Annotated in this window: 22 protein-coding genes; 14 read left to right on the forward strand and 8 right to left on the reverse strand. The window is 35.1% G+C overall.

Going from position 1 to position 22,225, the window contains the following annotated elements; all coding sequences use genetic code 11:
• Positions 1–63: 63 nt before the first annotated feature.
• The 6 genes from G3A47_RS10270 (at position 64) to G3A47_RS10295 (ending at position 6,737) form a co-directional block, all read left to right on the forward strand.
• Positions 64–801 carry a carbon-nitrogen hydrolase family protein gene (locus tag G3A47_RS10270; protein WP_166922073.1) on the forward strand — a complete coding sequence of 246 codons (738 nt, stop codon included), beginning with the start codon at positions 64–66 and terminating at the stop codon, positions 799–801.
• Between the two features lie 62 nt (positions 802–863).
• Complete coding sequence (gene trpA, locus G3A47_RS10275; protein WP_166922074.1) at positions 864–1,625, forward strand: tryptophan synthase subunit alpha; 762 nt, start codon at positions 864–866, stop codon at positions 1,623–1,625.
• A 490-nt stretch (positions 1,626–2,115) separates the two neighbouring features.
• Positions 2,116–2,745, forward strand: coding sequence for a TetR/AcrR family transcriptional regulator (locus tag G3A47_RS10280; RefSeq protein WP_166922075.1), 630 nt, complete (start codon positions 2,116–2,118; stop codon positions 2,743–2,745).
• Positions 2,735–4,057: a TolC family protein gene (locus G3A47_RS10285; protein ID WP_166922076.1), complete on the forward strand. Its 1,323-nt coding sequence runs from the start codon at positions 2,735–2,737 to the stop codon at positions 4,055–4,057. The genes G3A47_RS10280 and G3A47_RS10285 overlap by 11 nt, the downstream gene beginning before the upstream one ends.
• A 12-nt stretch (positions 4,058–4,069) precedes the next feature.
• A complete protein-coding gene (locus G3A47_RS10290; protein ID WP_166922077.1) occupies positions 4,070–5,149 on the forward strand; it encodes an HlyD family secretion protein in 1,080 nt (359 codons plus the stop codon).
• Between the two features lies 1 nt (position 5,150).
• Complete coding sequence (locus G3A47_RS10295; protein WP_166922078.1) at positions 5,151–6,737, forward strand: MDR family MFS transporter; 1,587 nt, start codon at positions 5,151–5,153, stop codon at positions 6,735–6,737.
• Between the two features lie 298 nt (positions 6,738–7,035).
• Here the strand turns inward: G3A47_RS10295 and yaaA are convergent, their stop codons facing one another.
• Positions 7,036–7,794: a peroxide stress protein YaaA gene (gene yaaA / locus G3A47_RS10300; protein ID WP_166922079.1), complete on the reverse strand. Its 759-nt coding sequence runs from the start codon at positions 7,792–7,794 to the stop codon at positions 7,036–7,038.
• 440 nt (positions 7,795–8,234) lie between these two features.
• Between yaaA and G3A47_RS10305 the strand changes: the two genes are divergently transcribed.
• Both G3A47_RS10305 and G3A47_RS10310 read left to right on the forward strand, forming a co-directional pair.
• A complete protein-coding gene (locus G3A47_RS10305; RefSeq protein WP_166922080.1) occupies positions 8,235–9,668 on the forward strand; it encodes a CCA tRNA nucleotidyltransferase in 1,434 nt (477 codons plus the stop codon).
• Positions 9,669–9,827: 159 nt separating this feature from the next.
• Positions 9,828–10,853 (forward strand): COX15/CtaA family protein, encoded by a 1,026-nt coding sequence (locus G3A47_RS10310; RefSeq protein WP_166922081.1) that lies wholly within the window; start codon positions 9,828–9,830, stop codon positions 10,851–10,853.
• Here G3A47_RS10310 and G3A47_RS10315 read toward each other — a convergent pair.
• The 7 genes from G3A47_RS10315 to G3A47_RS10345 form a co-directional block, all read right to left on the reverse strand.
• Positions 10,834–11,601 carry a LytR/AlgR family response regulator transcription factor gene (locus G3A47_RS10315; RefSeq protein ID WP_166922082.1) on the reverse strand — a complete coding sequence of 256 codons (768 nt, stop codon included), beginning with the start codon at positions 11,599–11,601 and terminating at the stop codon, positions 10,834–10,836. The two genes, G3A47_RS10310 and G3A47_RS10315, sit on opposite strands and share 20 nt — an antisense overlap.
• A gap of 47 nt (positions 11,602–11,648) precedes the next feature.
• Positions 11,649–12,017 (reverse strand): 2TM domain-containing protein, encoded by a 369-nt coding sequence (locus G3A47_RS10320; RefSeq protein WP_166922083.1) that lies wholly within the window; start codon positions 12,015–12,017, stop codon positions 11,649–11,651.
• A 16-nt stretch (positions 12,018–12,033) separates the two neighbouring features.
• Positions 12,034–12,354: a 2TM domain-containing protein gene (locus tag G3A47_RS10325; RefSeq protein ID WP_166922084.1), complete on the reverse strand. Its 321-nt coding sequence runs from the start codon at positions 12,352–12,354 to the stop codon at positions 12,034–12,036.
• Complete coding sequence (locus tag G3A47_RS10330) at positions 12,345–12,674, reverse strand: 2TM domain-containing protein (protein WP_166922085.1); 330 nt, start codon at positions 12,672–12,674, stop codon at positions 12,345–12,347. Before G3A47_RS10330 ends, G3A47_RS10325 begins: the two co-directional genes overlap by 10 nt.
• 2 nt (positions 12,675–12,676) lie before the next feature.
• A complete protein-coding gene (locus tag G3A47_RS10335) occupies positions 12,677–14,035 on the reverse strand; it encodes a histidine kinase (RefSeq protein WP_166922086.1) in 1,359 nt (452 codons plus the stop codon).
• A gap of 21 nt (positions 14,036–14,056) precedes the next feature.
• On the reverse strand, positions 14,057–14,680 hold the full coding sequence (locus tag G3A47_RS10340) for a hypothetical protein (protein ID WP_166922087.1): 624 nt from the start codon (positions 14,678–14,680) through the stop codon (positions 14,057–14,059).
• Positions 14,681–14,937: 257 nt separating this feature from the next.
• On the reverse strand, positions 14,938–17,103 hold the full coding sequence (locus G3A47_RS10345) for a TonB-dependent receptor (protein WP_166922088.1): 2,166 nt from the start codon (positions 17,101–17,103) through the stop codon (positions 14,938–14,940).
• 133 nt (positions 17,104–17,236) lie between these two features.
• Here G3A47_RS10345 and G3A47_RS10350 point away from each other — a divergent pair, with 133 nt between their 5' ends.
• The 6 genes from G3A47_RS10350 (at position 17,237) to G3A47_RS10375 (ending at position 21,625) form a co-directional block, all read left to right on the forward strand.
• A complete protein-coding gene (locus G3A47_RS10350; protein WP_243860413.1) occupies positions 17,237–17,701 on the forward strand; it encodes a DinB family protein in 465 nt (154 codons plus the stop codon).
• Positions 17,702–17,727: 26 nt separating this feature from the next.
• Positions 17,728–18,186 (forward strand): YciI family protein, encoded by a 459-nt coding sequence (locus G3A47_RS10355; RefSeq protein ID WP_166922089.1) that lies wholly within the window; start codon positions 17,728–17,730, stop codon positions 18,184–18,186.
• Positions 18,187–18,195: 9 nt separating this feature from the next.
• On the forward strand, positions 18,196–18,771 hold the full coding sequence (locus tag G3A47_RS10360; protein WP_166922090.1) for a sugar O-acetyltransferase: 576 nt from the start codon (positions 18,196–18,198) through the stop codon (positions 18,769–18,771).
• Positions 18,771–19,160: an SMU1112c/YaeR family gloxylase I-like metalloprotein gene (gene gloA2 / locus G3A47_RS10365; protein ID WP_166922091.1), complete on the forward strand. Its 390-nt coding sequence runs from the start codon at positions 18,771–18,773 to the stop codon at positions 19,158–19,160. Before G3A47_RS10360 ends, gloA2 begins: the two co-directional genes overlap by 1 nt.
• Positions 19,161–19,728: 568 nt before the next feature.
• Entirely contained in the window at positions 19,729–21,009 is a 1,281-nt protein-coding gene (locus G3A47_RS10370; protein ID WP_166922092.1) for a chloride channel protein, read from the forward strand.
• 16 nt (positions 21,010–21,025) lie between these two features.
• A complete protein-coding gene (locus G3A47_RS10375; RefSeq protein WP_166922093.1) occupies positions 21,026–21,625 on the forward strand; it encodes an HPP family protein in 600 nt (199 codons plus the stop codon).
• The last annotated feature ends 600 nt before the right edge of the window (positions 21,626–22,225 follow it).

The raw sequence follows: 22,225 nt of genomic DNA on the forward strand, positions 1-22,225 counted from the left end.
AGAATTTATTGAAAAACCGACAACACAAGCGAAAACTAGTAATTAAGTATAATTAACACCCAAATGATCTTAGCAGCAGCTCAAACAAAACCAAAACGTGGCGATATTGATTTTAATTTAGAAGATCATTATCGTTTGATTAAAATCGCGGGACAAAAAGGAGTTCATTTAATCGCATTTCCCGAACTGTCAATTACCGGTTATGAAAGAGAAAATGCTGCGGAATTAGCTTTTACAAAAGACGATCCCAGAATCGATACTTTAAAAGAATTAGCTGCTGCATACAATATCATAATTGTCGCCGGCGCTCCGATTCAAACCGAAACAGAATTGTTTATTGGAGAGTTTGTTATTTTTCCGGATCATTCGGTTTCTATTTATACCAAGCAATTTCTGCATGAAGGCGAAGATGAATTCTTCCAGCCTTCATTCGATTACAACCCGACGGTTAGCCTTGAAAATCAAAAAATAGCATTTGCCATCTGTGCCGATATTGACAATCCACTGCATCCTGAGAATGCAAGTAAAAAAGAAACTTCGATTTATATTGCCAGTATCTTTTTTTCTCCAAACGGGATTCCAAATGCGTACAGGAATTTACAAAATTATGCTCAAAAACATCAGATGCATGTTCTGATGTCCAATTTTAGTGGTGAATCCTGGGGATCACCCTCTGCAGGAAAAAGTGCATTTTGGAACAACAAAGGAGAACTCGTTGCGCAAATGAACGATTCAGACTCAGGCCTTTTGGTACTGGAAAATAAAAATGATAATTGGACAAGTGAAATTATCGTTGATTAAATAAAACAACCATACTTAACCGGTTTTGAAAACAGGTTAGGCTAAAATAAAAAGACATTAAAATGAACAGAATAACTCAAAAACTACAAGAAGATAAAAAGATTCTTTCTATTTACTTTTCGGCCGGCTATCCCAACTTAAACGACACGGTACAGATTATACAGGATCTTGAAAAAAATGGTGTTGATTTAATTGAAATTGGCCTGCCATTCAGCGATCCTTTGGCTGATGGACCAACTATTCAGGAGAGCTCTACCCAAGCTTTAAATAACGGAATGACTACTCAACTTCTTTTTGAACAGTTGAAAAACATTCGCGAAAGCGTAAAAATTCCGTTGATTATTATGGGCTACTTCAATCCGATGTTGCAATATGGAGTTGAGGAATTCTGCAAAAAATGTGCTGAAATTGGTATTGACGGCTTAATTATTCCGGATCTTCCGGTTGATGTTTATGCAGACCAATACAAAGCTATCCTCGAAAAATACGGTTTAATCAATGTACTGTTGATTACACCGCAAACTTCAGAAGAGCGAATTCGTTTTATCGATAGTGTTTCGGACGGATTTATTTATATGGTAAGTTCTGCAAGTGTAACCGGTTCTCAGACAGGATTTGGGAATATACAGGAAAATTACTTCGAAAGAATTGCAGCCATGGAGTTAAAAAATCCACAAATTGTTGGTTTCGGAATTTCAAACAAAGAGACTTTTAACCAGGCAACTAAATTTGCAAAAGGCGCCATTATTGGAAGTGCCTTTATCAAACATTTAGCGGAAAGCGGAAGTGAGAAGATCGAAGAATTTATCGGTGGAATTCGATAGATTTCTTTCTGTTATACATATCAAAAACGGCGTTTATATTTTAAATGCCGTTTTTTTTATTTTGTCACAACCCGAGCGATAGCGAACAGGCGAAACAATTGCACTAATTTTCACGAATTGTTTTGTTTTTTAATCTGAACTAAATTACTGAGCGGTAAGCCATTGATAAAATAAAAAAATCCTTTAAATCTGTAAAATCTGTGGCTACTTCTTTTTTGCCACAGATTAAAAGAATTAAACTGATTCTTTCTTAGTTAAAAAAAATAATTCGTGAAAATTCGTGCAATTTGCGGCTAAATTATTTACCACAAATTTCTGTTTTATTGATCTTAACTCTGAGTTTTAAACGCAGCGTTAAAACCAATTTTTATTTATCATAATTTTTCTTAAAAATAGCCTTACATTTTATGTTAATATTTTGTTAAAATAAAATTAAACAACTGTTTAAATTAAACGCTTGTTTAATTTTGTAGGCAATTAGAAATATACCATGTCTAAAATTGAATTAAACGATAAAAAAATTCAGATTCTGGAGGTTTCAGAAAAACTTTTTTCTGAACGAGGATTTGAGGGAACATCTATACGGGACATCTCAAAAGCGGCCAAAATAAATATCGCTATGGTTTCCTATTATTTTGGTTCTAAAGACCGCCTCTTAGAGTCTTTAATTATCTACAAAACTTCTGATCTAAAATTAAAGATTGAAAATTTACTGCATGAAAATCTCGAGCCTATTGATAAAGTCAATAAATTAATCGAAATTTACATCAACAGAATCAATTGTAACAAAGGGATTTTCAGAGTTTTACACTTTGAATTTGCATCAAGAAAGAAAGAAGAAAACCTACAAGCCTTTACAGAACTTAAAAAAGGAAATTTAAAACTTGTGGAAAGCATCATTAAAGAAGGACAGGCAAAAGGTGTTTTTAGAAAAGATGTTATCATTCCGTTAATCACTCCGACTATACTGGGGACTTTTTTTCACTTTCATATGAATAAAACATTCTTTCAGGATTTACTTCAATTAGATACTGAAACCAAGTATGATACCTACATTAAAACCAGTCTTACAAATCACATTCAACAAACTATAAAAGCGCTACTTGTTTATGAAAATTAGTCAATTAATGCTCTTTGGTGTTTTCTTCATCGGAATTTCATCAATAGAAGCACAAGAAAAAACAAGTTTAACCTTAGATGAGGCCGTTAAATTGGCTTGGGAAAAAAGTAACGAAGTTACTCTTGCCAATACTAAGGTAAACTCAAAAAAATACGAGTTACAAAACGTCAAGAACAATCAATATCCTGATATTAAAATTGCGGGGCAATACCAGCGTTTAACAAAAGCTTCCATTGACATGCATAATGACGAAGCCAATGCAGAACCAATGCCGGCACCTAATCAGGTACTATTTGGTCAGGCTACTGTAAGTCTGCCGATATTCTCCGGGTTTAAAATTCAAAACAGTATCGACGCTTACGATAATCTTTACGAAGCAGAAAACGCAACTGCTGCCAAAACTAAAGAAGATGTAGCCTTACGTGTCATCACCTATTACACTGCCTTATACAAAGCGCAAAAAACATTGGATCTGTTAAACGAAAATCAAAAGCAGGCCAAACAGCGTGTGACTGATTTTAAAGAGTTAGAGAAAAATGGAATCATTCCAAGAAATGATTTATTAAAAGCACAATTGTTAGTTTCAAAAACACAATTATCAATTGATGAAGCAAATAACAATCTGAATAACATAAATTTTTATCTGACGACTTTACTAAAATTAGATGCGACAGTAAAACTTCAGATTAACGAGTCAGATTTCTTTAATTTAAAAACAAGCAATGCACCAACTTCTGATGCTATGGCGCTTGAAAACAGAAAAGATCTGGAGGCCATACGTTTTCAGCAAAAAGCCAGTGAAGCAAACATTAAGATTGCAAGATCAGGATACTACCCTACACTAGCTTTGTTAGGGGGTTACACTGCTTTTGACCTTAAAGACTTTATTACGGTAAAATATGCAATGAATTTTGGAGTAGGTTTGTCTTATGATTTATCCGGAATTCTAAAAAACAGTGCAGCCGTAAGAGTAGCAGAAAGCAAAGCTTTAGAAGTAAAAAATACGGAGGCTATTATGACAGATCGAATTAAAGTTGAAGTTCAGAAATCTGTTGAAGACTATGATCTGGCCATCAACCAGAGTGTGGTTTATGATGAGGCCTTACAACAGGCGGAAGAAAACTACAGACTTGTAAAAGACAAATTCGACAATGGTTTATCTGATACCAATGATTTAGTTGAAGCTGATGTTGAACATCTAAGCGCCAAAATAAATACTGCGTTGTCTAAAGCAACCATTATTCAAAAATATTACGAATTACTTTCAGTATCAGGACAATTATCACAATCATTCAATCTTTCTAAAATATAATCGCTAGCTCTCATGGAAAAGAAAAAAACAAATACTAAATTCATCATTATACTAACCGTTTTGGTCTTAGTGGGCGGAATTTACGGAATAACAAAATACATGCATTCTTTAGCTCACGAGGAAACGGATGATGCTCAGATTGAGAAAAAAATGAACCCGATTATCCCAAGAGTATCCGGTTATGTTAGCAAAGTATATGTAAAAGATAATGATTTTGTAAAAAAAGGAGATACTTTGTTTACGATTGACAAAAGAGATTATCAATTAAAAATTGACGAAGCTACTGCCGCTGTTTTAGGAGCTGAAGGCCAGTACGAAGCTGCAAAAGCTGATATCGGAAGTGCTTATGCAAGCATCTCTGTTTCTGATGCCAACATGAAATCGGCAAGTGGTTCTATCGAAAGCGCAAAAATAAGACTGAGACAACTGACAAACGATTACAACCGTTACAACAATTTGTACAAAACACATACGATCACAAAGCAACAATACGAGCAGGCATTGACTGCAAAAGAAGAAGCAGAAAATCAAGTACGTGTTTTACAACAACAACAAAGAGCAAGTTCTTTTCAGAAAACGGTAATCGAATCTAAATCTAAAGCTTCCGACAAACAAACAGAAGTAGCTGCTGCCAACATCAAAAGAGCAAAAACAATGTTGGATGTAGCGAAATTAAATCTTACATATACTGTTGTAACTGCCGCTATTGACGGTCAGGTTTCTAAAGTAGATATCCAACCGGGGCAATTGGTTCAACCCGGACAATCTTTATTCTACATCATCAATAATAATGAGGCTTGGGTTGTAGCAAACTTTAAAGAAACGCAATTAAACAAAATGGTTGTGGGACAAAAAGTATCTTTAAAAGTAGACGCTTACCCTAACTATGAATTTAAAGGAACTGTAACTTCATTTTCACCGGCAACAGGATCTCGTTTTTCTTTACTACCTCCTGATAATGCAACCGGAAACTTCGTAAAAACAATCCAGAGACTACCGGTAAAAATAAGTTTAGACGAATCAAACGATCCGGAAAAAGTAAAATTATTGCGTCCTGGGATGAATGTTGATGTAGACGTACATTTGAAATAAAATGGCAGCAGTACAAGCAGACGATGATTTAGTAGAATACGGTTTCAGACGTGTCATCATTACGATTACAGCAGTACTTTGTGCCTTGCTTGAAATTGTTGATACCACGATTGTAAACGTAGCACTAACAGACATGCGAGGTAGCCTTGGTGCTACTTTGACCGATGTGGCCTGGGTGATTACAGCATACGCCATTGCGAATGTTATTGTAATACCGATGACGAGCTGGCTTTCGCAACAATTTGGAAGACGTAATTATTTTGTGGCCTCTATCATCCTATTTACGGTTTGTTCTTTTTTATGCGGAAATGCCACTAATATCTGGGAACTGGTAGCCTTCAGGTTCGTACAAGGTATGGGCGGAGGAGCATTACTGGTAACCGCTCAGACTATTATTACTGAAAGTTATCCCGTAGCAAAACGTGGTATGGCACAAGCTATTTATGGAATGGGTGTAATTGTTGGCCCAACTTTAGGTCCGCCTTTAGGAGGGTATTTAGTAGATAATTATTCCTGGCCTTATATCTTTTATATCAATATTCCTTTGGGAATTATAGCTACTCTTTTGGCAATAACTTTTGTTAGAAGTCCAAAATACGGAGAAAAATTAAAAGCGAATCAGGTAGACTGGTGGGGAATCATCCTTTTGGCTACGTTTATCGGATCTTTACAATTTGTTTTAGAACACGGACAGCAAGACGATTGGTTTAATGATCCGTTAATTACCGGATTAAGTGTTGTTACTGTTTTTGGTTTAATCCTATTTATCTGGAGAGAGTTAACGTATAAATATCCGATTGTAAATCTAAGCGTACTAAAAGATGGAAATCTAAGAATCGGAACCGTAATGTGTTTTATTCTAGGTTTCGGTTTGTACGGTTCCACATTAATTATCCCGATTTATACCCAGGCGATTTTAGGATGGACGGCAACTGATGCCGGATTATTATTGATTCCGGGTTCTATTACAACAGCGATCATGATGCCATTTGTTGGAAACATGATTCAGAAAGGGGTGCCACAAGGTTATATGGTAGGAATTGGATTTTTTGTTTTCTTCCTATTTACCTTTATGATGCAAACCCGCATGACACCTGATACCGGTGTAGAACATATGTACTGGCCATTGATTTTAAGAGGAATTGGTTTAGGATTACTTTTTGTACCGATTACCACACTTTCACTTTCAACATTAAAAGGGAAACATATTGGTGAGGGAGCTGCTTTTACCGGAATGATGCGTCAATTAGGAGGTTCGTTTGGTATTGCCATCATTACCACTTTTATCACCCGTTTCAGTCAGGAACACCGAGTGAATCTGATCAACCATTTAGACCCTGCAAATCATGATGTGCAGCAACGCATTGCAGGCATGCAACAGGCTTTTATGTCTAAAGGATATAGTGCAGATGTAGCCCTTAAAAAAGCCTATCAGGGAATAGAATACTCTATTTTGAAACAAAGTACCGTAATGGCATACATTGATATTTTTATGTATTTAGGAATTATGTTCCTCTGCTGTATTCCGATTATACTTTTAATCAAAAAAGGAAAAAACAAAATTAATCCGGCAGACGCCATGCATTAATTTTAAAGCAAAAACTAAAAAAGGCCGGATTCAAAATTTGAATCCGGCCTTTTTTAGTTTTGATAATTTTCTATAATGAAACTAAATGTTTACACACTTAAATAATTTGGCTAAAGCCTTTAAAAATGGCTTAACGAATCCCCCGCCAGCTAAAGCTGGGGGCTATTCAACCTAAATTAGAAACCTTAAATGTGAAATGTAAGATGTGAGATGTGAACCAAAAACACCCCTCGAAAACCTTTGTCCCTTTGTCCCTTTGCCCCTAAAAAAACTCAGAACCTCAGCAACTCAAAAAAACTTATCTCGTAAAAACCAAATGATTCCCTTTTGAAAGATTCGCATCAAACTGATAGCCTTCATAATTAAATCCTTTCAAATCGTCGATTGTTTCTGCATTAGTATCAATGATATAACGCACCATCATTCCTCTTGCTTTTTTTGCAAAGAAGCTGATTATTTTTAGCTTGCCATCTTTATAATCTTTAAAATCCGGAGTAATTACAGGGACTTTTAGTGCTTTAACATCAACAGCAGAAAAGTATTCGGTACTGGCCAGATTTACAAACAACTCGTCTTTTTTTAGCTCTTTATTCAATGCTTTTGTGACTGGTCCTTTCCAAAAATCATGTAAATTTTTATGATCCTCTATAGGTAATTTTGTTCCCATTTCTAAACGATAGGCCTGCATTAAATCCAGAGGTTTTAAGACGCCATAAAGTCCGGATAGAATTCTAAGTTTGTCTTGCAATACTTCTAACTTTTCTAACGGAATAGTATACGCATCCAAACCGGTATAAACGTCACCATCAAAAGTATACACTGCCGGACGTGCGTTTTCAGGCGTAAAAGGTGTTTTCCAAACTTGATTTCTCTGCCAATTCAAATCGGCTAATTTTTCCGAAATAGACATTAACGAAGCTAGGTCTGCCGGCTTTTTAGGTTTTAAAACTTTATGAACCAAGCGTGCTTCTTTTAAAAAAGACGGTTCTGTATATTGAGTAGTTGGTAATTCTTTTTCGAAATTTAATGACTTCGCAGGCGATATAACAATTTTCATTTGTGCATTTTTAAGTGATTCAAAAATACAAATTGCATTTCTAAAAATAACCGATTAAGATTGATTTGTTCGATAGCGGCATAATCATAAGCAAGCTTATATTTATTTTGCCACGAATTACACGAATTTGCACGAATTAAAGTTTGTTAGTTTCTGTACGAAAAAAAATGCCACAGATTAGAGGATTAAAAAGATTAAAATAAATCTGCTCGAATCTCTACAATCAGTGGCAAAAAACATTCGTGAAAATTCGTGTAATTTGTGGTAAACTTTTCCCCATCCGTGACTACATTTCATATTTCGATAAAAATTGCCCGGAAAACGGTGACTTTCGATAAAAAAGTGAGCGATAGATTATAAAAGGCATTTTCAATGTTGTAAATTTGCAGGCGTTCGATTCTCTTCAAGAATATGACGTACTATTTAAAATCCGTGAATTCGTGGCTATACAAACAAACTATAAAACAGCTTTACAACATAAAATCTTCGGAATCATTTCGCAAGCATCTCAGGAACTAAATGTGGACAGTTATGTCATTGGTGGCTTTGTCCGGGATTTACTTTTAAACCGTGGTTCAAAAAAAGATATTGATGTGGTGGCTGTTGGCAGCGGTATCGAATTGGCCTTAAAAGTATCTGAATTACTTCCTAAAAATCCAAAAGTACAGGTTTTCAAAACTTACGGAACTGCTATGTTGCGCTTTGAAGACACCGATATTGAATTTGTTGGCGCCCGAAAAGAATCTTATAATTTTGACAGTAGAAATCCACTTGTTGAAAACGGAACATTGGAAGACGATCAAAATCGCCGTGATTTCACGATAAACGCTTTAGCATTATCACTAAACGAAAAAACTTTTGGTGACCTTTCCGATCCTTTTGACGGATTGGCAGATTTAGAAAATAAAATCATAAAAACGCCTTTAGATCCTAGTATCACCTATTCTGATGATCCGTTGCGAATGCTTCGCGCCATTCGTTTCGCCACTCAGTTAGGTTTTGAGATTGAAGAAAATTCACTCCATGCTATTACTAAAAATGCGGATAGAATTAATATCATTTCCGGAGAAAGAATTGTCGACGAATTAAACAAAATTCTTTTGACAGACCAACCCTCTATCGGATTTTTGCTTTTATACAAAACCGGGCTTTTAGATATCATTTTACCGGAATTGACTGCGTTGAATCAAGTGGAAGAAATTGAAGGTCATACGCATAAAAACAATTTTTACCACACCTTGGAAGTGGTAGATAATATTTGTCCTAATACCGACGATGTTTGGTTACGCTGGTCTGCTTTATTGCACGATATCGGAAAAGCTCCAACAAAACGTTTCAATAAAAAACAAGGCTGGACTTTTCACGGACATGAGTTTTTAGGTGGAAAAATGGCCAAGAAAATATTCGAACGCCTACATATGCCTTTGAATCACAAAATGAAATTTGTACAAAAAATGGTTATTATGAGTTCGCGTCCAATTGTTTTGGCACAAGATCTTGTAACCGATAGTGCAGTACGCCGTTTGGTTTTTGATGCGGGAGAAGATGTAGAGAATCTGATGACGCTGTGTGAGGCTGATATTACCACCAAAAACCCGTCAAAATTTAAAAAATACCATAAAAACTTCGAAATTGTCCGCAAGAAAATTGTTGAGGTTGAAGAACGCGATCATGTACGTAATTTTCAGCCGCCAATTTCCGGTGAAGAAATTATGGAGTTATTCGACTTAAAACCATCCCGTGAAATCGGAGTTCTAAAAGAAGCGGTAAAAGAAGCTATTCTGGAAGGCGAAATCCCAAATGAGTATCAGGCTGCTTATGATTTTGTTGTTAAAAGAGCGGAGAAGATGGGTTTGGTTAAAGCGTCTAAGTAACTAAGTTTCTGAGATTCTAAGACAGTAACGCTCAATGAATATTAAATATTGATTATTAAAAAAATGTAAATCGAACCTTTGTTGTTTTGAAAAAAGACGCAGTCAAAAACTACAAACTCAGAACCTCAACAACTTAGATCCTTTGCAACTCAAAAAAAAATGAAAAAACACTTCCCCACAATCGCAAAAACAGCATTAGTTTTAGTTTATTTAGTAATTGTTGCAGGAGCATTAGTGCGTATGACAGGTTCCGGAATGGGATGCCCGGACTGGCCGAAGTGTTTTGGATATTATATTCCACCTACAGATTTAAAAGAACTGACGTGGGCACCAAACCGTGCTTTTGAAAAAGGACAAGTAATCATTAAAGACGAAACTTTATTGGTTGCTAAAGATAATTTTACCACCAAAACTGATTTCGATACTTCGCATTGGGAGAAATATACCAAACATGATTATGCTATTTTTAATCCGCTTCACACCTGGATTGAATATATCAATCGATTGTGCGGTGCTTTGGCAGGAATGGCTTGCTTTTTTATGGCTATTGCTTCGTTTAAATTCTGGAGAGAAAAGAAAGCAATTCCCCTTCTTTCGTGGCTGGTTGTTTTTATGATGGGTTTTCAGGCCTGGTTAGGAGCAAAAGTAGTCTACTCGGTCTTAAACCCAATCAAAATTACGGTTCATATGGTTATGGCTCTCGTAATTGTTGCTGTCATTTTATACATCATACAATTAGCAAGACCAAAATTAGCAACGGTAACGTACAATAGCACATTCAAAACGATACTATTAGTGTCCCTTTTACTGACTTTAATACAAGTAGCTATTGGTACACAAGTACGTCAACTTGTAGATCAGCAAATAAAAAATGGTCTAACCGAGAGTATTCTTTGGTTACAAAATCCATCCGTTACTTTTTACGTACATCGCTCCTTCTCTATTATCGTTTTACTTGTAAATGTGTACTTATTCACCAAAAACAGAAAACTAAACTTAGGATTTTCAAAAATGAACTGGGTATTGTTTCTTATCGGTATTGAAATTCTAACCGGAATGGCTATGGCTTATTTTGATTTCCCAATAGGAAGTCAGGCCATACATTTAGTATTGGCCTCTATCTTGTTCGGAATTCAATTTTACATGATTTTGGAAGCTCAGAAACCTAGCTCAGCCAATTCTTAAAGTCCTGAACTTTTTCACGACTTACCACTACCTCATCTTCCTTATACGAAGGTAAAATTACTTTCAGACGGGAGTTGGTGTATACTTGTATTTCTTTTATTGCTTTTAGTGACACAATAAATTTCCTGCTGACACGAAAGAAATCTTTCATGTCTACTTCTTGTTCCAGAATCTCTAAAGTCGAATCGATTAAATAGTTTCTGTTATCGAAAGTATGAAGGTATGTTCCTTTATTTTCACTAAAAAAACATTCAATTTCGTCAATACCAATTATTTTGAGCTGTTGACCAATCTTAACGGTAAAGCGCTTTTTATATTCTTTTTCGAAGGGATTTGACAGCATTTTTCTGATTTGTTCGAAATCAAGCTGAAGATTCGCATTCTCCGATTCTAATTTAGGTATACGGCTTTTAAATTTGGTAACGGCAATATCAAGATCCTCTTCGTCTATGGGTTTTAAAAGGTAATCGATACTGTTAAGTTTAAAGGCTTTTAGTGCATACTCGTCATAAGCAGTAGTAAAAATAATAGCACTTTTAATATCTATTTTTTCAAAGATTTCGAATGATAAGCCATCAGACAATTGTATATCCAAGAAAATCAGATCCGGATGACTATTGTTCGAAAACCAGTCTATTGACTCTTCAACAGAATGCAACATGGTTTCTACAACAATATTTAGCTTTTCAAGTTTGCGTTGCAATAATCTTGCTGCCGGCTTTTCGTCTTCGATAATTAATGTGGTCATTTAATAAAATGCAAAAAATTTAAAAAAAAATAACCTTAAAATTACTACTATTTTTTAAAACTGGCTCTTTCCTTATCCATATATTTTTGAATTTTCTTTTGTTGCCATTCATGACTGAAAAACAAATCTTCTCCAAAAACAGAAAAGCCATGAAAAAACAAACCAATACCCCAGAAAATTGCCGTTGAATAGGTCCGCCAGTCTAACAGTCCACTATCATAAATATCTGCTCCTCTTCCAAACAAATCCCTGTTTAAATTAGCCACTATTATGATCACATTTACAATAATAAATATTTTCAAGTGCGAATAAAACCCCTTTATTCTTCGCATTTTTCTGTACGCTATGGAAAAATTCTCATCAGAACCAAATTTCTGAAAATAATCTTCTTGTGTACCTCTTTTATATTGTCTCATTTTCTATGCTTTAAAATTATTGCCACTTTTCTTTATTATTCCTTTTTTCTTTCTCCATAAGTTCTTTGATCTTCTTTTCCTCCCATTCTTTTCCTAAAAACGGAATTACATCAAAAACCTTTAACCCATGAAAAATAACTCCTAACCCCCACCACATCAATGGCCAAAAAAACCATAAATACTCCGGTGATGTCCATAAATTTATAATCAATAAAATTATATTCACTCCAATATAAGCGGTTAAATTACCATAAAACCCTTTGATACTTTCGACTTTCTTTTTAGCCGAGAAATAACGATCCTCTTCATTATAATTTACTTCCATGATTACTCCCATTTTTGCGTTTTTGTTTTTTTCTCTAAGATGCTTTTTACCTTTCGCTCTTCCCATTCTTCTCCGAATATTTTATAAGATGCGAATAAATCGATCGCGGACACAGCTAAGAAGACTGTCCAAATTCCCATTACAAACAAATTAATATGTTTTAATGGAAAGAAGTTTAAAGGAGCCCCTAAATAGTCTTTTGAAACAAAAACAAGTATTCCAATGATATAGAAAAACACATGCATATAGAACGCTTTAAGTTTCACTACTTTTTTGCTTGCCATTTTTTGAAGTTCAAACTCCTCAGTACTATTCTTGAAATCTGATTCCATAATTATTTCCAATTTTGTTTGTTATTCTCTTTTTCTAAAATTTCTCTGATTTTTCTTTCCTCCCAGCCCGAACTGTAACCAAACACTTTAAAAGCATGCATTACAACACCAAATCCCCAGCCCAGAGCCGAAAACCAAAACCATTGAAATCCGGGAGAATATCTTAAATTTATAAAAGCTAAAATGGGAATAATACAACAATATGAAATTATATTTCCATAGAATCCTTTTAGTTCTTCCACTCTTTTCTTAGCTCTAAAATAAGCTTTAGTTTCATCGTTATAATCTGTATTTGTTTCCATAACTGTAATTTGTTTCGTCAAAATTGGTATTTTGACCGTGAAATTATTTTCATTTTGTTCAATCAGAACTTTCCTGTTCGATACAATTGCATATCGGTTTACAATATTCTGCAAACCAACTCCCTGACGATCTTGCAAAACTTCTTTTTTCTGAAAATCATTCTGGATTGCGAGATAATCTCCATCAATAAAGATTCTTATATGAAGTGGTTTCTGCTCACTTACTACATTGTGTTTTACTGTATTCTCAAGTAAAAGCTGCAAAGACAAGGGAACTACTTTTGCATCCGGATTGATAGATGTTGCCGGCATTTCGTAAAACAAACTATTCTCAAAACGCATTTTTAACAAATTCATATACGTTTTAGCAAAGGACAATTCATCTTCTACCGACACCAGTTCTTTGTCTTTTTGCTCCAAAACGTAGCGGTAAATTTTAGACAAAGAAGTAGTAAAACGTTGTGCATTATTCGGATTTTCTTCAATCAAAGAACTTAGAACATTTAAACTATTGAATAAAAAATGCGGATCTATCTGATTTTTTAAACTTTCGAATTTTGCATTGGCAGTCCCGGCGATAATCTTTTGTTGCGTTACCTCAAACTTAGAAGCCTGTTTCCACTTTACCATAAAACTGCGGGCTTGCATAAAACTGGAAACACCAAATGATAAAATAATATAAAAAAGATGCAGCCAGATCATTCTTTCGCTGAAAAACTGCTCCAGAGACATTTCCTGTACGCAAACAAAAATGATAAAATTGATTCCTAAAACAGCAGGAACGGTATACAGTACAGTAACCAGAATCCCGTAATATACTCTCAAATTGGTTTGTTCCAGCCAATCCCATTTTTTATCTAACAATACATTCAAAAACCCGTTGCCAAAGCCAAGTCCAAAAGAATACAGACAACTCAATAAGAACGTAAGTACTACATTTTTCAAACTTAAATCGGATCCCAAAAAAATGCAGAAGATTATTGTAAAGACCATAGAAATCTTGAAACACATGATCGTTCCACTTCTCAAATTTCCAAATGTATTTCTATGGTCTTTCATTATAAACTTATTTTATTATTATTATTTTTTACAACTTTTTTGTGTTTCTAAAGCTCTGTCTAATCCCCATTTTGGAGAAAAAGGAGTTTCCGGTTTAAAAGTAGCGAAAAGTTCAACAGCTTTGTCAACTTGAGCACATAATGGCTTTGTATCCACTCCCGTCCATTTTGCTCCACCTAACTGATAATCTGCTTCACCGAAAACCGCTCTCGGGTTATTAGGATCTATTGTCTTTGCTTTTGCATAATTTTCCATTATTCTACCGGAATACTTTTGAGCATTTGTCATCGGATCCTGTACTACCCATGCTGTGTAAAGTAAAGCCTGTAAAACATATAGTTCTGCATTGTTTTGATCTTTTATGAATTCAACATCTAATGCATCCTGTGCTTTTGTCAATAGTAAATCAACTTTAGATCTGTCTTTTTCTGAAAAAGCGGCTGTTGTATTTACTAAAGCCACATAATAATTAGGTAACCAGCTGTTTTTTTCAGCAGAAGCAATTCTTTCGAACATAGCCGACGCTTCTGCACTTTTTCCTTCTTTCCAAAGTCCGAATGCTTTTCCCATTCCTTGTTCGAATTGTGTTTGGGCCGATAATAACCCGCAAATAAACAATGTGATGGCTGTAATAATTTTGGTCATGATTTCTTGATTTTAAAAAGTTATTGTTTTAGTTATTAAGGTTGTGAGTTTCTAAAACTCCGGTTCTTTTTGATATTGATTGAAACTCTTTTTATTTATACTTCAAAAGTAGGTCTGTTTTTGCTCTCTCAAAACTAAATCCTACCGAGTTGTTGAATTTGGTGACTGAATTGCTTTTTTTGAGGTGCAAAGGTCCAGAGATGCAAAGGTTCAAAGTTTTTTTTTCTAAGAAACTTAGAATCTCAGAGCCTTAGCAACTATAAGTTTTTCAACTGATTCTCATTCTTATTATCACTTATGGTCCAGAAGAAACCAACAAAGAAAAATCGGTCTGCTGTTGGTATAATGGCTTGTCTGTTATAAACTCCGTTTGCATCCGGTGATTTTGCGTAATCATATCCGAAAATATTCTGAGTTCCTAAAAGGTTCGAAACCGAGAAATAAAGAATCTTTTGAGTAGTTAGCAAATAAGCCCAGTTAAAACTCAAACTGTTATACGATTTTGTTTTTCCATTCATAAATTGCGTTTGATTGGGATCATTGTAAGGTCTTCCTGAACTATAACTATTGGTAAACCCAATTTGTGATTTCCAATCGGTTATGAAATATTTAGTTACAATTGACAAACTGTGATTGGCAACAAAATTTGGAGTTACCGCCGTTGGAAAATTTTTATAATCTCTTTCCGAATCAATGTACGAGTACGAAATCCAGTATTCTAAATTTTTATACAAATTACTGTCTCTCCAGAATAAATCCAATCCTTTTGCATAACCTGAACCGTTGTTATTGAATACGGAATTGTACTTAATATCTTTTGTATCGTATTTTACCAAATTGCTGTACTCTTTGTAATAAGCCTCGGCTCTGAAAGTCTGACCCGGTTTTGTAAACTGATAATTCAGAATATAATGTTGTGCTTTTTCACTTTCAAACTGATGATACTTTGAATATTTGATATAGTCAACCACAGGAGTCTGAGAGAAATCACCATAAGCAAAAGAAAACTGACTGTTTTTAGAAACTTTGTAAGCAAGAGAAGCTCTTGGAGCAATGTTCGTTTCGTTTAATAAATTATTGTTTGAAAGTCGGAAACCTACTTTGGCTGCTAGTTTTTTAGAGAATAAAATATCTCCTTCGGTATAAAAAGCAGCGATTCCTGAATCGTATCCGTTTGCTACTTTTACAGTCGCATTGTCATCAAAATTTTCATTGAATTTTGTAATGAAATAATCTGCTCCAAAAGACAATTTAAAATAATTTGAAAAATCTTTTCTCAATTTCAATTTTAGTTGTGCGGCATTCTCATTACTGTCAACATCATTTACATCAAACGACACTTTATTTTTACTGTAACCGTAACTGATTCCTGAAGTCAACTGCCATCCCGTTCCAAAATTTCCTTTATACGAAGCATTCAGGTAAAAATTGTTATTGTTTAAATCAGTTCTGATCGGATCAACAAAATTTATATTTTTCTGATTCAGATCAAATCTTTCAGAATCAAAGGCCGCATAAAACTTAAAGATTCCTCTTTCAAAATGATAACGATAAACAGCCTCACCACCAATAGATTGATATGGATTATTCCAGTCTACATTTTGCGGAATAACGGCCTGATAAGGTGCTAAATTGATATAATTGGTATTGATACTGAAGGAGCTTTTTTTCCATTTTTGTGTATTTCCCACTCCCAAACCAACTGTCATCAAAGCAATATCTGTTTTATTTTGGTCTGGTTCGTCCTGCGTATTCAAAAGCAAAACACTTGATAAGGCTTCACCGTATTCAGCAGAGTATCCTCCGGTAGAAAAAGCGATTCCACTAAACAAAAAAGGAGAAAAACGGCTACGGGTTGGTAAATTATTAGTGGTTGCACCATAAGGTTGCGCCACACGAAGTCCGTCAACAAAAGTCTGTGTTTCGCTGGCTTCTCCTCCACGTACAAACAAACGTCCGTCTTCTGCTACATTTTGGGTTCCGGGTAAAGTTTGCAAGGCTGCAATAATATTTCCGGCAGAACCTGCTGTTGTTACAATATCCAATGGTTTAAGAACCGAAACTCTGGCTTTATCTCCGGATTCTAATGTTCCTGCGGTAATTACAACCGCATCAAGCGCATTTACATTTTCACGAAGTTTAATGGTTTGTTCTTTAAAATTGGTGACATCTATCTCTTGTTTATAGGTTTCATAAATTAAAAAACTCACTACTAAAAACTGATTTCCTTTTGTTGCTGTTTCAAAAGAGAACTCACCGGTATCAGAGCTTGTCGCTCCATCATAAGTTCCGTCAATATAAATACTGGCACCAGGAATTGGTTTTCCTTTTTGATCCACTACTTTTCCTGAAATGGTATTTTGGGCAAAAATAAAAGCTGTTGCAAATAAAAATGTAATAGTAAAAATTATCTTGGTTTTCATATCATTGGTTTTTGATGAGGCAAATATATTTTAACACTTTTAGTTAAAAAACATTAAATAACCCAATTGTAGAATTTCATGGATGAGTTGTAAATTACTTATTTGTATCTTAGCTACTGCGTAATTTAAACTAATGATGATGTTAGAAAGTAAAAGAGTTTCAAATTTGTATCAATCCATTTACAATGGAGATCCGTGGTTGGAAGTAACTTTAGAAAATACCTTAAAAAATGTCAGTGCAGCTCAGGCCTATCGAAAAATAAACCCCAATTTAAACACCATTTGGGAAATTGTCAATCACCTTATTCAGTGGAGAAGGAACATCTTAAAACGTGTCCAGGGTGAAACGATTACAACTCCTGACCACAATTATTTTGTCCCGGTTTTAGATTCCTCTGAAGCCGCCTGGGAACAATCGCTACAAAATCTGGCAAAATCACAAGAATTATGGAACAGCTTTCTGAATACCTTTGATGATGCTAATTTTGAAAAAATATATCCTACTAATAATCATACCTATTATGAGCACATTCATGGAATCATTCAGCATGACGTTTATCATTTGGGGCAGATTGTTATTCTTAAAAAATTACTTTAAGCTTAGAACTTTAAGACGTCTTAATCATGAAAAAATCAATATTTACACTTGCCTTTTTACTTTTGAATTGCATTGCTTTTGCACAAGCCACCGAATCTCAATATGATGAAAAGCTGGCAAAATCTTTAAATGCCGACGAATATGGCATGAAAAAATATGTTTTCTGTCTTTTAAAATCAGGAACAAATACAACCGCATCTAAAGAAGAAACCAAAAAATTATTTGAAGGACATATGTCCAATATCGGCAAACTGGCGAAAGAAGGCAAATTGGTCATCGCCGGACCTTTTATGAAAAACGATCGAAATTACAGAGGACTCTATATTTTTAATGTAGAAACTATCGAAGAAGCCACTGCACTTGTAGCTACAGATCCTGCTATTCAGGCCAAATTACTCGAAGCCGAACTAACCCCTTGGTATTCGTCTGCAAGCTTACAGGAGGTGCTAAAACTTCACGATAAAATTGCTAAGAAAAAAATGTAATTTCATTCTATGAAAACAGAAAAAGAGAAAATGATTTCCGGAGAATATTACATCTCCGGCGACCCTATTTTAATAAAAGAGCGCCGAAAAGCTAAAAATCTATTACATCGTTTAAATGTTACCGAATATCGTCTGACAAAAAAAGCAAAAGAAATCATAACCGAATTAATCCCGAACGCAGGCAAAAGCTTTTATATCGAACCGCCTTTTCATTGCGACTACGGATATAATATTACTTGTGGTGATAATGTCTACTTTAATGTTAACTGTGTTGTTTTAGATTGTGCTCCTGTAACTATCGGATCAAATGTGTTTTTTGCACCAAACGTTCAAATTTACACGGCAACTCACCCGTTGGATGCCGAATTGAGAAAAACATTAGAAAATGCACTGCCCATCACTATCGGAGACGACTGCTGGATTGGTGGAAATTCTGTAATCTGTCCCGGTGTAACGATCGGTAAAGGCTGTGTTATCGGAGCAGGATCTGTGGTTACAAAAAACATTCCCGACAATTCACTGGCTGTTGGTAATCCTGCAAAAGTGATTAGAAAATTAAACCAAGAACCTGAATCCAAACCATAATGCTTACCTTAAACAAAGTACACCATATTGCCATTTTATGTTCCGATTATAAGAAATCCAAATATTTCTACACTCAGATTCTTGGACTTACTGTCATTCGCGAGATCTATCGCGAGGAACGCCAATCGTATAAACTTGATCTGGCTTTAAATGGTATTTATATTGTTGAATTGTTTTCTTTTCCAAATCCACCACAGCGACCGTCAAGACCGGAAGCAGTTGGCTTGCGTCATCTTGCTTTCGAGGTAATTAATCTTGATGAAACAATAGCTTTTCTGAACACTAAGAACATAGAATCGGAGCCAATAAGAATTGACGAAACGACAGAAAAACGATTTACTTTTATAGCCGATCCGGATTTATTACCGATTGAATTTTACGAGCGGTAAATAATTGCTTTTAAACTAAAGCAAAAACTGGAATTATGCGTTGATTCCGTTAAACAATGTATACGCAATAAATTTGGCTAAAGCCTTTTCTGCTTCTTTAATCGAATACCTCCAGCTGAAGCTGGAGGCAATTGATCATTTTTATTCTATTTACACCGCTGTATCTATTTTTTTTTAAACACATATATACATAGTTTAGAAAACGAAAAAAGGCATTTCATTTATTTAAAATTTCAATCGTCAGCTTGAGCGAAGTCGAAGACCTCATGGTTAGACTATGTGATAGAAATGTGTTTCTTTTTTATACTCTTTTTCATAACTAAAGTCTATGTTTCTATGTGTTAAATATATTTTTTACCACTTGCATCCGTTTCAACTGGAGAAAAATTGAGGTCTCTTACTAAATGGCTTTAATCCTAAAAACTAAATAATCAGCAAAAAAACAGGGCAAAACCCCTCCTTAACTAATTTTAACACAATAATATGCTGATTTGTTAGGAGAATACTACTTTGATTCTTTAATTTTGTGAATCGCATAAAACTACTGCGACTTACAAATTTACTTCTGATGAACAAAACGGCGCAAATCAAAAAAAATCATCAATTTATTGTCTTTCAAAAATTAGTTGTTGTTTCCCTTTTAATTGGTTTTCTTTCTGCTTTTTTAGGCATTTCACTAAAGAAAATTACAGAGTACTACGAAGAAATCTTTTTCCATGAAGTTTCCGTAAACCCCATATTCTATGTTATTTTCCCGGTTTTCGGATTGTCTGTAATTTACTTTCTAAGGCAATATCTCTTTAAAAAGAAAGAGAACAAAGGAATTAAAGAAGTTTTTGAAAGCACACAATCAAAATCTAAAAACTTACCAACCTACAAAATCCCATCCCACTTTATAAACGGGTTGTTAACTGTTATTTTTGGAGGTTCAACCGGAATCGAAGTTTCTACCGTTGTGGCCACGGCAACAATTGGTTCGGTAGCACAGCAAAAAGAAAATGTTTTTCGCAAATACAAAACAGAATTAATTTGCGCAGGAGTTGCAGCAGGAATCACTGCTTTGTTCAGCAGTCCGATTGCCGGAATTTTATTTGCTGTTGAGGTTATCTCCCGAAAGCTGACCCGCGCCTTTATCATCACCAATTTAATTGCAGTTTCTATCGCCTTTGGTTTGATTACCATTCTAAAAGAAGAACCTTTGTTTACAGTTTCAGTTACAACCTGGCACTTAAAAGCCATTCCTTATTTTATTCTTTTAGGAATTTTAGCCGGAATAAATTCCGTTTATTTAACGCGTTGCGTATTGTTTTTCAAATCTCAGTTCGGTAAAATCCAAACACATTATTACAAAATCCTCATAGGATCCGTTATTTTAAGCACTTCCTTATTTGTGTTCCCACAATTATATGGAGAAGGCTATCATTCTATAAAAATGATCTTTGGTAGTTCTGCCCAACTTCCTCTGACGATTACTTTAGCCCTAACTTTCATCGGAATTTTGATTCTAAAACCAATTGTAACTTCAGTAACATTGGCTTCCGGTGGTGATGGCGGTGTTTTTGCACCGAGTCTTTTTATCGGTGCTTTTTTAGGCTTATTGGTAGCTTCCACTTTAAATACGTTTTTTAACACACAGGTCATTCCGCTCAATTTTATGATTATCGGAATGGCAGCTGTTTTAAGTGCCAGTATCCATGCCCCTTTTACAGCGATATTTTTAGTTTGTGGATTAACCAATGACTATACTTTATTTTTCCCCATTTTAGCAGTTTGTCTAATTTCTAAATACACGGCAAAAATGATTTATCCACATACTGTTTATACCTATTCGCCAAGCTTTATTAAGTAAAACAAGACCGTATCGTATGCCTGTTCAGAAAATAAAAAGAAGTTACCGCAAAACACGTTACATCCTTTATAAAGAAACTTTAATAGATTATAAAGAGCACTTTTGGTCCTTTTTAGGTTCATTTGTCGGAATCGGAATTCTGGCTTTTCTTCAATCCAAAAACTTCTCAGGAAGTGATGCTGTTTATTTGATTGGTTCTTTTGGCGCTTCGAGTGTTTTAGTATACGGAATCATTCAAAGCCCATTTTCACAACCTCGAAATTTAGTTGGCGGACATCTAATCTCTGCCTTTATTGGGGTAACGATTCAGAAACTGGTACCGGACATTGCCTGGCTTTCCGCTCCGTTGGCAGTTTCGTTTTCTATTATCTTCATGCAAATCACCAAAACGTTACATCCACCCGGAGGTGCGACTGCACTTATTGCCGTTACAGGCTCTGATCAGATAAAAAATCTTGGATACGAATATGTTTATTCCACGGTGTTTATCGGAGTTTTGATTTTACTACTTACGGCTTTGGTTTTTAACAATATGACCTCGAGCAGAAGTTACCCTAGCCATAGCACCTATCATAAACACTACCATAAAATTAGAAAGCGATTGAGTAGAAAGTGAGTGTTTTTTCTGTCCTTCCGATTGAGGTAATTAAGTAAGTGTGCGGAGTAGCGGTATACTGCATAACGGCTCCTAGTGTGATTCCTCCTATGTCGGAATTAACAATTTGTATACTATTTGTCATTCCGAAGAATGAGGAATCACAATAGTAATTCAACAAAGATTGGCGACGTGCTGTGTAGAGTTTCGTGTGTGATTCCTCATTCTTCGGAATGACAATTGTTGCTTGTTATTAGCTAGAATTACAGAGTAGTCGCATAAGCCCGTCTCGTCTGTCATTTGACAAGGGAAGCAGTCATTTGTCATTTCGACTTTAGGAGACCCGAGCGATAGCGAATAGACGAAGTAAATCACACCAGTAATTCGACAAAGATTAGCGATTCTCTTTACGGAGTTTCGTGTGCGACTCCTCATTCTTCGGAATGACAATTGTTGCTTGTTATTAGCTAGAATTACAGAGTAGTCGCATAAACCCGCCTCGTCTGTCATTTCGACGCAGGAGAAATCACACGTTGTTTAAAAAGGCTCTCTAAATAAAATCTTTTCAACAAATCGTAATTCACAATTCGTATTTCGTTTTTTATATTTTACCTTTGACCT

It is taken from the genome of Flavobacterium poyangense (genome assembly GCF_011751075.1).
Classification (GTDB): Bacteria; Bacteroidota; Bacteroidia; order Flavobacteriales; family Flavobacteriaceae; genus Flavobacterium; species Flavobacterium poyangense.